Origin of the sequence: Kitasatospora sp. NPDC059795 (assembly GCF_042732175.1) — a bacterium.
Taxonomy (GTDB): domain Bacteria; phylum Actinomycetota; class Actinomycetes; order Streptomycetales; family Streptomycetaceae; genus Kitasatospora.
Map to the genome: position 1 here is coordinate 17,581 of NZ_JBHWID010000004.1, position 13,719 is coordinate 31,299.

General features: G+C 71.1%; 12 protein-coding genes. 5 read left to right on the plus strand and 7 right to left on the minus strand.

The window, feature by feature from the left end; genetic code table 11:
- Positions 1-17: 17 nt before the first annotated feature.
- The 3 genes from ACFV4P_RS09655 (at position 18) to ACFV4P_RS09665 (ending at position 5,282) form a co-directional block, all read left to right on the plus strand.
- A complete protein-coding gene (locus ACFV4P_RS09655) occupies positions 18-941 on the plus strand; it encodes a DegV family protein (RefSeq protein ID WP_380469164.1) in 924 nt (307 codons plus the stop codon).
- A gap of 673 nt (positions 942-1,614) precedes the next feature.
- On the plus strand, positions 1,615-2,259 hold the full coding sequence (locus ACFV4P_RS09660) for a helix-hairpin-helix domain-containing protein (RefSeq protein WP_380469166.1): 645 nt from the start codon (positions 1,615-1,617) through the stop codon (positions 2,257-2,259).
- A gap of 233 nt (positions 2,260-2,492) precedes the next feature.
- On the plus strand, positions 2,493-5,282 hold the full coding sequence (locus tag ACFV4P_RS09665) for a ComEC/Rec2 family competence protein (RefSeq protein ID WP_380469168.1): 2,790 nt from the start codon (positions 2,493-2,495) through the stop codon (positions 5,280-5,282).
- Between the two features lie 138 nt (positions 5,283-5,420).
- Here the strand turns inward: ACFV4P_RS09665 and ACFV4P_RS09670 are convergent, their stop codons facing one another.
- A complete protein-coding gene (locus ACFV4P_RS09670; protein ID WP_073812310.1) occupies positions 5,421-5,684 on the minus strand; it encodes a hypothetical protein in 264 nt (87 codons plus the stop codon).
- A 151-nt stretch (positions 5,685-5,835) separates the two neighbouring features.
- On the opposite strand from ACFV4P_RS09670, the gene holA reads away from it, so the two are divergent.
- Complete coding sequence (gene holA / locus ACFV4P_RS09675; RefSeq protein WP_380469170.1) at positions 5,836-6,831, plus strand: DNA polymerase III subunit delta; 996 nt, start codon at positions 5,836-5,838, stop codon at positions 6,829-6,831.
- Positions 6,832-6,900: 69 nt separating this feature from the next.
- On the opposite strand, the gene ACFV4P_RS09680 is transcribed toward holA, so the two are convergent.
- The 3 genes from ACFV4P_RS09680 to ACFV4P_RS09690 form a co-directional block, all read right to left on the minus strand.
- A complete protein-coding gene (locus ACFV4P_RS09680; protein WP_380469173.1) occupies positions 6,901-7,527 on the minus strand; it encodes a hypothetical protein in 627 nt (208 codons plus the stop codon).
- A gap of 612 nt (positions 7,528-8,139) precedes the next feature.
- The gene (rpsT, locus tag ACFV4P_RS09685) at positions 8,140-8,403 is read right to left on the minus strand and encodes a 30S ribosomal protein S20 (protein WP_073812305.1); all 264 of its coding nucleotides are present in this window, start codon (positions 8,401-8,403) and stop codon (positions 8,140-8,142) included.
- A 177-nt stretch (positions 8,404-8,580) separates the two neighbouring features.
- Entirely contained in the window at positions 8,581-8,886 is a 306-nt protein-coding gene (locus ACFV4P_RS09690) for an antibiotic biosynthesis monooxygenase family protein (RefSeq protein WP_380469176.1), read from the minus strand.
- Between the two features lie 101 nt (positions 8,887-8,987).
- Here ACFV4P_RS09690 and lepA point away from each other — a divergent pair, with 101 nt between their 5' ends.
- Complete coding sequence (gene lepA / locus ACFV4P_RS09695; protein WP_380469178.1) at positions 8,988-10,856, plus strand: translation elongation factor 4; 1,869 nt, start codon at positions 8,988-8,990, stop codon at positions 10,854-10,856.
- A 75-nt stretch (positions 10,857-10,931) separates the two neighbouring features.
- On the opposite strand, the gene ACFV4P_RS09700 is transcribed toward lepA, so the two are convergent.
- The 3 genes from ACFV4P_RS09700 to ACFV4P_RS09710 form a co-directional block, all read right to left on the minus strand.
- Positions 10,932-12,002: an NAD(P)/FAD-dependent oxidoreductase gene (locus tag ACFV4P_RS09700; RefSeq protein WP_380469180.1), complete on the minus strand. Its 1,071-nt coding sequence runs from the start codon at positions 12,000-12,002 to the stop codon at positions 10,932-10,934.
- An 84-nt stretch (positions 12,003-12,086) separates the two neighbouring features.
- Positions 12,087-12,989, minus strand: a complete 903-nt coding sequence (gene sigJ / locus ACFV4P_RS09705) for an RNA polymerase sigma factor SigJ (RefSeq protein WP_380469183.1) — start codon at positions 12,987-12,989, stop codon at positions 12,087-12,089.
- Between the two features lie 77 nt (positions 12,990-13,066).
- The gene (locus ACFV4P_RS09710; RefSeq protein WP_380469186.1) at positions 13,067-13,615 is read right to left on the minus strand and encodes a MarR family winged helix-turn-helix transcriptional regulator; all 549 of its coding nucleotides are present in this window, start codon (positions 13,613-13,615) and stop codon (positions 13,067-13,069) included.
- Positions 13,616-13,719 lie beyond the last annotated feature (104 nt).

Below are 13,719 nucleotides of genomic sequence, written 5' to 3' on the forward strand. Positions count from 1 at the left end.
AGGGTAACCTCCGCCTCATGCTCGGCCACCTTGCGATCGTCACGGATTCCACTGCGTATCTGCCCCAAGAAGCGGTGGACCGGCACCGCATCCAGGTGGTACCGCTCAGTGTCGCGGTCGGTGACGAAGTCTTCGCAGAAGGCGTCGAGATCTCTCCCAAGGACGTCGCCGAGGCCCTGAGGGCGAAGAGCCGGGTGACCACTTCCCGGCCGAGCCCGGAAACGTTCGCCGCCGCCTACCGGGCCGCTGCTGCGGCCGGCGCGCGTGGAATCGTCTCCGTCCACCTGTCCGCCGAACTCTCCGGCACTGTGGAAGCGGCCCAGCTGGCGGCCGCGGCGGCGCCGATCCCGGTCAGGGTGGTCGACAGCCGGCTGGTCGGCATGGCGCTCGGAAGTTGCGTGCTGGCCGCCGCCGAACGCGCCGACAACCTCGACGCGGCCAGGTCGGGGGCGTCGGCCGGTGACGTCGACATCGAAGCAGTCGGTGGCGCAGAAGCGGACCTCGACCAGGTCGTCTCCGCTGCCGAGCGACGGGCCGAAGTCACCAACGGCTTCTTCTACGTCGACACCTTGGAGCACCTGCGGCGCGGAGGCCGGATCGGAACCGCCCGGGCTCTCGTCGGCTCCGCGCTGGCTGTGAAGCCCCTGCTTCACCTGGCAGGTGGTCGAATCGAGCCACTGGAGAAGGTCCGCACCGCCTCCCGTGCCATCGCGCGGCTCGAGGAGATCGCCGTCGAGCGCGCCGGGGCGCAGAGGGTGGACATCACGGTCCACCACCTTGCCGCTGAGCAGCGGGCGGAGGCGCTGGCAGAGCGGCTGCGGGAGCGGGTGCCGACGATGAACGAGCTCTACGTCAGCGAAGTCGGAGCCGTCATCGGGGCGCACGTCGGGCCCGGGCTGCTGGCCGTCGTGGTCGCGCCCGTCGTCGCCTCCCCGCGCTGAGCAGGACCAAACTCACTCGTCCGAGCGACGAGAGTTATCCACAGCCCCAAGTTATCCACAGGGGTGGGCCGATTTCCTGAGCGCACCTCAGGACGGCCCTACTGTCCTCGCCATGAGGACCATCACCACACCCCAGGCCCGCCGCCGGCAGACACTCGCCACCGCCCGGGCCCGCCTCGGCCTGATCTTCCCGCCCGGCCCCGTCCAGCCCGACGATCTCCACAGTTCCAAGCCGATTCCCGATCAGACCACCGAATCGGCGGCCAGGGCCCCGGAGCTCAAGAGGACGGTGGAGAAGGGAAGTGGCGAGTTGTCACCGGCTCTGGGCCGAGCGGAGACCACTGCCGTTTCCGAATCGGAACGGGTGGCGGCACGTACGGCACTCGCCCCCGATCCGCCGTACGCGCTGTCGTCGCCACGCATCCTGGCGATGTACGGAGCGCCCGCGCGTTCGGCGGGTGCGGGCGCCCCGAACCGTGCCGATACGGCTTTCGGCCGGCCGGCGGCTCAGCCCGGCGCGATCCCGGAGAGGGACCCGCCTGCCTTCGAGCCCGACACCGATCCGCAGACGGCATCCGTTCCCGACACCCCGCTGGGCTCCTGGGCCGACCCTCAGTCGGATCCGGATCCGCCGCCCCAGCCCGATGCCCTGTTACCTCCGGAACCTGCGGCCGTGCCGCACCGCACCCACCGGCCACGACTACCGCTGCGTTTCCGCCTCCCTACAGCCTTCGCCTTCGACCGCCGTGCCGTTCTCGGCCTCACCGTCCTGCTCGTACTTGCCATCGGCTACGCCGCACAGCATTTCTGGCTGGGGCGGCCGCACCCCGTCGCCGTTCCCGCCATCTCCATCACCGAGTCCACCGCCGACCCCGCAACGGAAGGAGCACCCACACACCACCCGGCTGAGCTGTCGCTGGTCATCGACATCGCCGGCAAGGTCCAGAATCCCGGCCTACGAACCCTCCCCGCAGGTTCACGGGTCGCCGATGCGCTGACCGCCGCAGGCGGCCCGCTCCCCGGGACGGACACCAGCACCCTCAACCTCGCCCGCCCACTCACGGATGGAGAACAGATCCTCGTAGGCATCGAGAACGCCAACAGCGGTGCGCCTGCCGTTCCCGCCGGACCAGTCAGCCTCAACCACTCCAGCGCCGAACAACTCGACTCGCTGCCGGGCGTGGGGCCGGCCCTGGCCCAGCGCATCCTCCAGTACCGCCTGATGCACGGCCCCTTCCAGTCCCTCGACCAACTCCGCCACGTCCCCGGAATCGGCCCCCGAAAGTACGAGGACCTCAAACCGCTCCTGACGTTGTGATTCCCACCGTCCCTCTCCCGCCAGGAGGTTGCCCCCGCCGTGCTCTAGCTCCTCACCTCGCTGAGCGGAGCCCTACGCTCCCACCCGCCAAGGAGGCGTGACCGCTCACACGACGCTCTGTCCGGGCCTGACCCGCCGCCACCCACGACTCGCCTGCCGGATACGGAGCTGCCCATCGCCCGAGAGCCTCCAAAACGACAAGTCGACCAACGAGCACTGAGAGGAGGTGCCCCATGCTGGCCCTGCCCTCCGCCGTCCCCGACCGAGCCGACTACCGGCTCCTCCTCCCGGCCGTCACCGCCTGGCTGGTCACCGCCGCCGTCCTCGACCTGGACGGGAGACACCAATCGGCGCTGCTCGCCAGCGCCTTGGTAGGTGGCGTGATCGCCATGGGACTCCTTACATCGAAGGGACATCACCGTTCGGTTCACCGGCTCGCAGCCGCTGTCCTGCTCACCGCAGTAGCGGCGGCGACCACCACCGTCCTCCATACCGCCGACCTGCATCGCGGCCCGCTGCCCGCACTCGCCCGCCCAGCGGGGACACCGGCTTCAGGGGAGCCGGTGTCCCCGGGTGGCCAACCGGAGCCCCAGGAGGTGGCCGGTCAGTCGGCTCAACCTCACTCCGGAGAGGGCAGAACGACCAAACCGGAGGTCACCGTTGAGGCGACCATCACCGGTGACCCCAAACTGCACGGGTCCCACACTCGCGGCAGCGCCCTCTCCCAACCGACCCTCACCGTCTCCGCCCTCGTCACCCGTGTCCTCTCGACCACCGGTACCGAGCAGTCGGGCACGATCCCCATCGAGACCAGAACACCCGTCACGTTGCTCGTCCGAACCCAGGACGCGGCGCAGTGGCAACAGTTGATTCCTTCCACTCGCGTGGAGGTCCGGGCAGAAGTGCTGCCGGAGCGGCAGACGAGCCCCTCCACGGGCGAGGGCCCGATCGTCCGACCCCGGACCGATTCGGCGGCGTTGCTCGCCCCGCAAGGGCGGCCAAGGATCCTTGCGCCGCCCAGCCTTTCGCAACGCCTTGCCGCCCAGCTCCGCAAGGGGCTCCGGGACGCCTGCGATCACCTGTCGCCAGACGTTCGGGGGTTGCTCCCGGGTCTGGTGGTGGGCGACGTGACAAGGCTTCCGGACGACCTGGCGGACGCCTTCCGAGCCACCGACCTCGGGCACCTGGTGGCGGTGAGCGGCGCCAACCTGGCGATCATCCTGGCGGTCCTGGTCGGAGGTGCCCCGACCGACCCGGACACGCCCGGACGGGGAGGAATGGCCGGGTTGCTCGGACTCTCCTTCCGGACCACAGCAGCGCTCGGAACGGGCCTGACGCTGGCGTTCGTGACCATCTGTCGACCCGACCCGAGCGTGCTCAGAGCAGCCGCCACCGGCCTGATCGGGCTGCTGGCCCTCGCCACCGGCAGACCGAGACGGGGCCTGCCCACACTGGCCGGCGCCGTGCTGATCCTGCTCCTGGTGGATCCCTACCTGGCCCGCTCCTTCGGGTTTCTGCTCTCCGCGCTCGCCACGGCAGGCCTGCTGATCCTCGGCCCGAGGTGGACGGCCGCGCTGCGCGCGCGTCGATGGCCGCACCACCTCGCATCGGCGGTCGGCGCCACCGCGGCTGCGCAGGCCTTCTGCTCGCCCGTTACCGTCCTGCTGGCACCGCGAGTCAGCCTGGTCGGCATTCCGTGCAACCTCCTGGCAGAGATCGCGGTCGCACCCGCCACCCTGCTCGGGTTCGGCGCGCTCGCGGTCGCGCCGCTCTCGAAAAGGGCGGCCGAGTTCCTGGCGGACCTTGCCGCGCTGCCCGTTGGATGGCTGGCCGCTGTGGCACGGCGGGGTGCCGAGCTACCCGGTGCTGAACTCGCCTGGCCCGGAGGGCTGTTCGGATCGGTGCTACTGGTGGTGGTCATCATTGCCCTGGCCTGGGGGCTGCCGCCGTTGCTGGGCGGGCGGCGATCCGGGCGCCGGTGGCCCAGGGCATGGTTCGTGCTCGTGGTCGTCGTTCTGCTGCCGGTGGTCCTGCTGCGTCCGCCCGTTGTCACTCGGTTGGCGACCGGTTGGCCGGCCGAGGGATGGCGGCTGGCGATGTGCGACATCGGGCAGGGCGACATGACGGTTCTGCCGGTCGAGCCTGGCAGCGCGGTGGTGGTGGACACCGGGCCCGACCCGAAGTCGGCCGACGCGTGTCTGCGGGAACTCGGGGTGACCAGGGTGCCGGTCCTGATCCTCACGCACTTCCACGCCGACCACGTCGAGGGCATCCCCGGGGTGCTGCGCGGCCGGTCGGTCGGCGCGATCGAGGTGACCACCTCGGACGAGCCGGAAGGCGAGCGGAGCAGGGTGGCGCGCTGGGCGGCCGACGACCGGGTGCCGGTGCTGCGGGCCCGGCGGGGCGAGCGTCGAACGGCCGGCGCTCACCTCGCCTGGCAAGTGCTGTGGCCGGCCTCGCCACTGGCCCCGGACGCGACCGGTCCCAACAACTCCAGCATCGCGATCCTCGCCACCCTCGGCCCACCCGCCGCCCCGATCCGAGTGGCTCTGCTGGGGGACCTGGAACCACCGGCCCAGGCGGCCCTGCTCACCCTCGGCCTGCCGCCGCCGGTTCGCCCGGACGAACGGGTTCCACCATCATCGGCAGGGACGGCGTCCACACCGCTGCACGGCACGAGGCGTACGTCCGACGGCCGGGCGGGGGCGCTGAACGCGGCCGGCCCGGCCGGCCCCGACGGAGGTCCCGGCCCATCCGGTCTGGGGCGGGTGGACGTCCTGAAGGTGGCCCATCACGGATCGGCGAACCAGGACTGGGCGTTGATGGCCGCGCTCCGTCCGAGGCTGGCCCTGATCTCCTGCGGTACCGGCAACCCGTACGGGCACCCGGCCCCGCGGACGGTGGCCGGGCTCAGGGGGCTGGGTGCAACGGTGGTCCGCACCGACCGGGTGGGGGACATCGCGGTGCTGGGGGACGAGCTGAGCCTGGCCGTGGCGTCCCATCTGCGCTCCACCCACGGCTGAGACCGAAGCGCCTCGGGGCTTCCGGTGCATCGGCAGCGTGAAATCGGCGGCCTGGGGTGGGTGCGGACAGAGCGCCCGTCCGAGCGGGTGGGGCCACCCCGCTCGGGCGGGAACCAGGGTGGGCCCGGAGAGCGGGGGTCAGTCCTGCTCGCGCCACCCGTCCTGCTCGGCGACGAGCCGGTCGAGTTCGGTCAGCAGTTGCGGCGTCCAGCCATCGTCCTCGGGGGCTTCGACGACCACGATCCACTGGGCGTCCTCGGCGTCGTCCTCCCCGGCGAGGGAGTCCCGGACCACCTCCACCTCGCCCAGGTTCGGCCAGCGTGCACTCAACTCCTCGGCAACCTCATCCGCCGCGTCGCGGTCAGGAAGGACGAGCAATTGACGGTCATTGTTCTTGATCACGGCAATATTCTCCCCAGCCCCGTCGGTGGTGCGGCGGCGACCCCGCTCCACATCCCACCCCGAGGTATCGACCCGGTGGAACGTGCTGGTGAAGGGGGACAGGGACGTGCCGGGGCAGGGCTGTCGGCACGGCGTGCGATCCTGGTAGGCGATGGCCAGGAAGAGTGCACCCGACGACCTGCTCGCCCCGCTGACCGTTGCGGTCGGCCAGGAGGAGCTGCTGCTGGACCGTGCGGTCGCCGAGGTGGTGGCGGCGGCGAAGAAGGCGGACCCGGAGACGGACGTGCGCGATCTCGCGCCGGGCGGGCTGCAGGCCGGGCAGCTGGCCGAACTCACCACGCCCTCGCTCTTCGCGGAGCGGAAGGTGATCGTGGTCCGGGCCGCGCAGGATCTCGCGGCCGACGCGGTCAAGGAGGTCAAGGCGTACCTGGAGGTGCCGGCCGAAGAAGTGATCATGGTGTTGGTGCATGCGGGCGGCGCCAAGGGCAAGGGTCTGCTGGACGCGGCGAAGAAGGCGGGTGCGCGCGAGGTCCTGTGCGCCAAACTCACCAAGGCGAGCGAGAAACTGGCGTTCATCCGCGGCGAGTTCCGCACCCTCGGTCGGGCCGCGAGCCCGGAGGCGTGCCAGGCGCTGCTCGACTCGCTGGGCAGCGACCTGCGCGAACTGGCGGCCGCCTGCAGCCAGTTGACGTCCGACATCGAGGGCCCGATCGACGAGACCGCGGTCGCGAAGTACTACAGCGGCCGGGCCGAGGCGACCGGCTTCGAGGTGGCCGACCTTGCCGTCACCGGTCGGGCCGCCGAAGCGCTGGAGCGGCTGCGCTGGGCGCTGGCCGTCGGCCAGCCGCCCACGGGCATCACGTACGCGCTCGCCTCCGGGGTCCGCAGCATCGGCCGACTCGCCACTGCCGGCCGCAACCTGCGCCCCGCCGACCTGGCCCGCGAACTGGGCATGCCGCCGTGGAAGGTGGACCGGGTCCGCCAGCAGATGCGCGGCTGGACGGGCGACGGCGTGGCGGCGGCTCTCACGGCCGTGGCCGAGGCCGATGCCGCCGTCAAGGGCGGCTCGGACGACCCCGCGTACGCCCTGGAACGTGCCGTGGTCGCCGTGGCCCGGGCCTCGCGGGTCAGCTCCCGCCCGTACTGAGCCGCCCTGGCGGTGCCCCGAGCGGTCCTGGGCAGCCGGCTCGGGCGGATTCCGGATTCCGGATTCAGGTCAGACGGATCCGCCGAGGGCGTGCAGGAGCTCGCGGGTGTCGGACAGGAGCGCGGTGCGGACCTGCTCCCGGTCGGGGGCGGCGCCCCTACCGTCCTGGTAGGAGGCGGACCAGCTGGTGTAGCAGGTCATGCCGCCCTTGCGGACGTACAGGACCTGGGTGAGGTAGTGCCAGCTCGGGTCACTGCCGTTGGGGTCGTCGAGGTAGCCCACGTAGGCCGCGTCGCCGAGGCCGGGCACCGGGCTGACCTGATAGTGGCGTTGCGTCAGCCCGTCGCGCTGCGCGTCGAACTCCGGGCGCGGGTCCACCTCGTGGTGGAGCTGCACCTGCAGGTAGAGCGTGTAGTAGTCCTGATCGCCGCCGACCTTCTTGCGGTACTGGCTGCAGTACATTTCCTCCAGCGCCCGGTGACGTGTCGTGTAGTGGTAGGGGGTGCCCGACGGGGCCGGGTACAGCCGGCCGAAGGTGGTCAGGCGGGCGGTGGCGCACAGGTCGTCGACCACCCGGAAGCCGGCCGTGCTCCGGGCGCCCGACGTCGAGTCGCCGTTGATCAGGGAGGGGACGGTCAGGACGGCTGCCGCCCACACCGCCGAGGCCGCGAGAGCACCGCCGATGCCCCACCACACTCCGCGCCCGGGGCGAATCCGGCCCGGACCCGACTGATCCGCACCCGTACCGGAGGGATTGCCGTCGCCGCCGGAAGGCCCGTCGGGACCGATGGTGGTGACCGTGCCCGTCCTGGTGCCCGTGGTCGGGGAGATGCGGGAGCTGCGCGAGAAACTGCTGGTGGAGCGCTGGCCCTGGAGCTGATGCGGCGGCGGAGTCGACATCGTTCCCCCGAGTAGTTGGTCACGCACGGGCAGTGTCAGGCACCCCCGCACCCTACCTTGCCGCATCGTGCGCGCCGATCTCCTTTTCCGGCACGGTGGTTGACCACCCGGTGCGGTGCCGCGGCAGGGCCGGAAAACGCGAACTGCCCGCCCGGTGGGGACCGGGCGGGCAGTCGGGAGAAGTGCCCCGAGCGGGGACTTCCCATGGTTCATCGGGTACCGCACCCGCGTGGCGAACGCAGGCCGCGTGCGGTACGGGTGGTGCAGCTCGTCGGAAATCCGGTTAGAGGGCCGGATTCCCGGGAGCGGACGGGCGGCGGTGGCGGGTAGAGGGCCGCTGAGTCACGCCGTCCGGAGTGGTGCCGGAGCACCGTTTCGTACGGCCGGGCCGTACGGGAAGGACCAGGATCAGGCAGCGACGTTGACGCGCTTGGTGATCGCCGACTTCTTGTTGGCGGCCTGGTTCTTGTGGATGATGCCCTTGCTGGCGGCCTTGTCGAGGGCCTTGGAGGCGGCGCGAGCCAGCTCGGCGGCCTTCTCGGTCTCGCCGGCGGCAGCGGCCTCGCGGGCCTTGCGCAGAGCGGTCTTCAGCGAGGACTTGACGGCCTTGTTGCGCAGGCGCGCCTTCTCGTTGGTCTTGTTGCGCTTGATCTGGGACTTGATGTTCGCCACGAAAGAGCCTCAGTCTGTGTGAATCGGCAGTTCAACGGGTTGCACCACCCGCCGCCCGGACCTGCTGAGAGGGCATGCCGAGGGCGGAGTGCAGCCGCCCACGCTACCAGGGCCGCCCCGCACCGCCCAAACCGGACCGGTGCGTCCGGTGCGGGGCCGAACACGATCGCTGTCCCGTCAGGCGCTGATCAGCGGCTCGCCGTAGTGCTCGACCGTCGGGAACGGGTCGTAGTAGTGGTGCAGCAGCTCGCGCCAACGCCCGTACTCGGGGGAGCGACGGAAGCCCTCGGTGTGGTCCTCCAGGGTCTCCCACCCGACCTGCAGCAGGAAGCGCGAGGTGCGGCCGTCGTCCAGACAGCGGCGCAGTTCGAGGGATCGGAATCCGCGCTGGGCGGCGATCAACGGGCGGGCCTCGGCGAACGCGGCGAGGAAGTCGTCCTCCTGTCCCGGGAGGACGTCGAGCAGGGCACTTTCCAGGATCATGCGGCGATCGTGCCCGATGCGAGCCCGGGTGGAAAGACCGGTCGGCCTCGGCATGGGAGGATGGGCGGAACCATATTGATCGGATCAGAAATCGGACCAAGGTGCCCGCGACCCCCAGCAACGTGCCAGAGCCCAGCCGTACTGACCCGGCGGTGATTCGCAATTTCTGCATCATCGCCCACATCGACCACGGCAAGTCGACGCTCGCCGACCGGATGCTGCAGATCACCGGCGTGGTGGACCCCCGTCAGATGCGCGCCCAGTACCTCGACCGGATGGACATCGAGCGCGAGCGCGGCATCACCATCAAGTCGCAGGCCGTCCGCCTCCCGTGGGCGCCGCGGACCGGTGAGGACGCGGGCAAGACGCACATCCTCAACATGATCGACACCCCCGGCCACGTGGACTTCACGTACGAGGTGTCCCGCTCCCTCGCGGCCTGCGAGGGAACCGTCCTGGTGGTCGACGCCGCCCAGGGCATCGAGGCGCAGACCCTCGCCAACCTGTACCTGGCGCTGGAGAACGACCTCACCATCATCCCGGTGCTCAACAAGATCGACCTGCCGGCGGCCCAGCCCGAGAAGTACGCGGCGGAGATTGCGCACATCATCGGCTGCGACCCGAACGACGTCCTGAAGGTCTCCGCGAAGACCGGCCTCGGCGTCGAGGACCTGCTCGACCACGTGGTCGAGAAGATCCCGGCCCCGGTCGGCGTCAAGAACGCCCCGGCCCGCGCGATGATCTTCGACTCGGTGTACGACGCCTACCGCGGCGTGGTCACCTACGTGCGAGTGGTCGACGGCCAGCTCACCAAGCGTGAGCGGATCGCCATGATGTCCACCGGCGCCACCCACGAACTGCTGGAGATCGGCGTCATCTCGCCCGAGCCGAAGGTCGCCGACGGCCTCGGTGTCGGCGAGGTGGGCTACATCATCACCGGTGTGAAGGACGTCCGGCAGTCCAAGGTCGGTGACACCATCACCTCGCAGAACAAGGGTGCCACCGAGGCGCTCGGCGGCTACAAGGACCCGCGCCCGATGGTGTTCTCCGGCCTGTATCCGCTGGACGGCTCGGACTACCCGCTGCTCCGCGACGCCCTCGACAAGCTGCGCCTGAACGACGCCGCGCTGGTCTACGAGCCGGAGACCTCGGTCGCCCTCGGCTTCGGCTACCGATGCGGCTTCCTCGGCCTGCTGCACCTGGAGATCATCCGGGAGCGCCTGGAGCGCGAGTTCAACCTCGACCTGATCTCCACCGCCCCGAACGTGATCTACCGGGTGATCATGGAGGACGGCACCGAGCACACCGTCACCAACCCGAGCGAGTTCCCGACCGGCAAGATCGCCGAGGTGTACGAGCCGGTCGTGCGCGGCACCATCCTGGCGCCCAACGAGTTCGTCGGCGCGATCATGGAGCTCTGCCAGTCCCGCCGCGGCAACCTGCAGGGCATGGACTACCTCTCCGAGGACCGGGTGGAGCTGCGCTACACCCTGCCGCTGGCCGAGATCGTCTTCGACTTCTTCGACCAGCTGAAGTCCAAGACCCGCGGCTACGCCTCGTTGGACTACGAGCCCATCGGCGAGCAGTCCGCCAGCCTGGTCAAGGTCGACATCCTGCTGCACGGCGACGCGGTGGACGCGTTCTCCGCGATCGTGCACAAGGACAAGGCCTACAGCTACGGCGTGATGATGGCCGGCAAGCTGCAGAAGTTGATCCCGCGCCAGCAGTTCGAGGTACCGATCCAGGCCGCGATCGGCTCCCGGGTGATCGCCCGTGAGACGGTCCGCGCGATCCGCAAGGACGTTCTCGCCAAGTGCTACGGCGGCGACATCTCGCGTAAGCGCAAGCTGCTGGAGAAGCAGAAGGAAGGCAAGAAGCGGATGAAGATGGTCGGCCGCGTGGAGGTCCCGCAGGAGGCCTTCATCGCCGCACTGTCGACGGACGCGGAGGCCCCGAAGGAGAAGAAGTAGCTCCTACGGTCGGCCGAGCAACGGGCCGGGCCCCCTTCGTGGGGGCTCGGCCCGTTGCTGTTCCCCGGTGGCGGGTCAGCGCAGCGACAGCGGCAGGGCGTTGACGATCACCGACTTGACCAGCCGCCCGACCGGCCCGGTCACCACCCGGGGCCGCATCGAGTCGTCGCCGTGGATCAGCTGCACCAGTGCCTCGCCGCGGCCCAGGCTCAGGCACTGGGTGAGGTAGCGGAACGAGAACGGCTTGTCGGTGCGTCCGCTGAGCAGTTTGCCGAGGTAGCGGCCCTGCGGCTGGGCGGTGGCGCAGGCCATCCGCAGGTGGCCGACGCCGGGCACGTCGACGGAGGCGGCGTCCCCGGCCACGTACACCTCGGGGTGCGACACCGAACGAAGGTGGTCGTCCACCACGGCCTGGCCGCGTTCGGTGACGGTCAGGCCGGAGTCGGCGGCCAACGGGTGCGGTTCCAGCGAGCCGGCCCACACCACCACGTCCGCGGGGACCGGGCCGCCCGAGGTCTCCAGCCCGGCGGCGGTGACGGCGGTGACCCGGTGCGCCTCGTCCACCCGGGCCCCGAGCCGGCCGAGCACCGCCAGGACGTGGGCCCGACCGCGCTCCGACAGCCAGCCGCCGACCGGGCCGGACGCCACCAGCCGGATCTGCCAGGCCGGGTGGGACTCGGCGAGTTCGGTGGCCAGCTCGATGCCGGTCGCGCCGCCGCCGACCACCGCGATCGTTCCGGGCGCCGGCGCGTCCGTGATCCGGCGGTGCAGTTCCTCCGCGCGGTCCGCCGAGTACGCGTGCTCGGCGGCACCCGGCACGTCGCTCCATGCGACCCGGCTGCCGAGCGCGTACACCAGGGTGTCGTAGGCGATCCGCTTGCCGTCCTCGGTGACCACCTTCCGCCCGGTCAGGTCGAGTTCGACGACCCGGGTGGCCAGGTGGGTGACCTTGCGGCCGCGCAGCACGTGGGCGATGTCGGGCCGGGAGACCCGGCGGCCGACGGCGATCTCGTGCTGGCGCACCCGGTGCGCGAAACGCCGCTCCGGGGCGATCAGGGTGACCTGGTCCGGCCCGCGGCCGATCCCGGCGGCGGCAGACAGCCCCGCGTAGCCCGCGCCGATCACCACGATGTGCTTGCCGGTCATCTTGTCCTCCTTCACGGACCCCGCCGGATGGCGGATACGGAAGGGGGGACGGAGCAGCCCGCGCGAGTGTGACCGTGAGCTGCGTCACGCCCCCGAGAGGTGGGCGAGCTTCTCCGGGTTGACCATCACGTACGCGGAGGTGATCCGGCCGTCCGCGACGGTGAACGCCATCACGCCACCGATCACGCCCGGCTCGGCGTACCAGACCGCGCCCGGCTCGCCGTTGACCAGCATCGGCACCAGCGGGCGCTGCGCGTCCACCGAGCGCTCGGCGAGCTTGCGCACCAGCCGGCCCACGTGGAGCGCGCCGAGCAGCGGGCGGCGGCCGGCTCCGACGATGCCGCCACCGTCGGCGTGCCAGACCACCTCGGGGTCCAGCACCTCCATCAGCGTCATCAGATCGCCGCCGGTCGCCGCGTCGATGAACGCCGTCACCACCTGGCGGTGCTCGGCCGGGTCGACGGTGCTGCGGCGGCCGCCGTCCCGCACCCGGCGGCGGGCCCGTGAGGCCAGCTGCCGGGTGGCCTCGGGGGAGCGGTCCAACGCCGAGGCGATCTCCTCGAAGCCCACCGCGAACACGTCGTGCAGCACGAACGCCGCGCGCTCGGCCGGGGTCAGCTGCTCCATCACCGCCAGCATCGCCACCGACACCGCCTCACCGGCCTCGGCCAGTTCGGCGGGGGACTCCGCCGTGCTGAGCAGCGGTTCCGGCAGCCACTCGCCGAAGTACGCCTCCCGGCGGGCCCGGGCCGAACCCAACTGGTCGTAGCAGAGCCTGGTCACCACCGTGGTCAGGTAGGCGCGCGGCTCGGCGATGCCCGACCGGTCGGCCGACTGCCAGCGCAGCCAGGCCTCCTGCAGCACGTCCTCGGCGTCGGCGACCGAGCCCAGCAGGCGGTAGGCCACCGAGCCCAGGTACCGGCGCTCGGCCTGGAACGCGTCCACGGGGCCGGACGGTGCGGAGTCGACCGCGGTCGGATCGGGCATCCGCCAACGGTAGCGCGCCGAACGTCCGTGGCGGCAGGCGGTGGTGATCCGGCGTCAGGTGCAGCGGCCGCGGGGCGTCAGAAGCGGGTCGACGCGGGGTGCGAGGTGGTCTCCACGCTGTGCAGCAGATCCCGGAGCAGCGTGTTCAGCTCGGACAGCCGCTGCTCGCCCAGCCGGTCGATGATCCGCTGCTGGACGGTGGTGCCCGCCGCCACCGCCCCGTCGACCGTCTCCCGGCCGAGGTCGGTGAGGGTGATCCGCAGGCCCCGCCGGTCGTTCGGGTCGGGGGAGCGGGTGACCAGGCCGGCCCGCTCCAGCTTGTCCAGTCGGCCGGTCATTCCGCCGGTGGTGAGCATCAGGGTGGCGGTCAGCTCGCGCGGCGACAGCGAGAACGGCTCCCCGGAGCGGCGCAGGGTGGCGAGGACGTCGAACTCGCCGAGGCCGATGCCGAACGGCGCGTAGGCCTGCTCCATCAGGTCGCTGACCGCGCGGGAGACCCGGTGCACCCGGCCGAACGCGGCCATCGCCTCCGTCCGTTCGGCGAGGTCGGGGCGCTCGTGCCGCCACTGGTCGGCGATCGCGTCCACGGGGTCGTGCGCAGTGCTGCGAAGGTCCACTCGGTCCATTTCGCCAGTGTGGCACAGGGCTGCTCGGGAGTGACTGGGTGAGCGGCGAGATTTCCTCCGTTAATTGACTCGACAGCAAGTAGCTTGGCGCTAAGCTATTGCCC

What these genes read in the sequence shown, in the direction of transcription:
- ACFV4P_RS09700 (WP_380469180.1), bottom strand. Translation starts at nt 12,002, where the DNA reads ATGACCGGCAAGCACATCGTGGTGATCGGCGCGGGCTACGCGGGGCTG.
- ACFV4P_RS09665 (WP_380469168.1), top strand. Translation starts at nt 2,493, where the DNA reads ATGCTGGCCCTGCCCTCCGCCGTCCCCGACCGAGCCGACTACCGGCTC.
- sigJ (WP_380469183.1), bottom strand. Translation starts at nt 12,989, where the DNA reads ATGCCCGATCCGACCGCGGTCGACTCCGCACCGTCCGGCCCCGTGGAC.
- ACFV4P_RS09655 (WP_380469164.1), top strand. Translation starts at nt 18, where the DNA reads ATGCTCGGCCACCTTGCGATCGTCACGGATTCCACTGCGTATCTGCCC.
- ACFV4P_RS09710 (WP_380469186.1), bottom strand. Translation starts at nt 13,615, where the DNA reads ATGGACCGAGTGGACCTTCGCAGCACTGCGCACGACCCCGTGGACGCG.
- ACFV4P_RS09690 (WP_380469176.1), bottom strand. Translation starts at nt 8,886, where the DNA reads ATGATCCTGGAAAGTGCCCTGCTCGACGTCCTCCCGGGACAGGAGGAC.
- holA (WP_380469170.1), top strand. Translation starts at nt 5,836, where the DNA reads ATGGCCAGGAAGAGTGCACCCGACGACCTGCTCGCCCCGCTGACCGTT.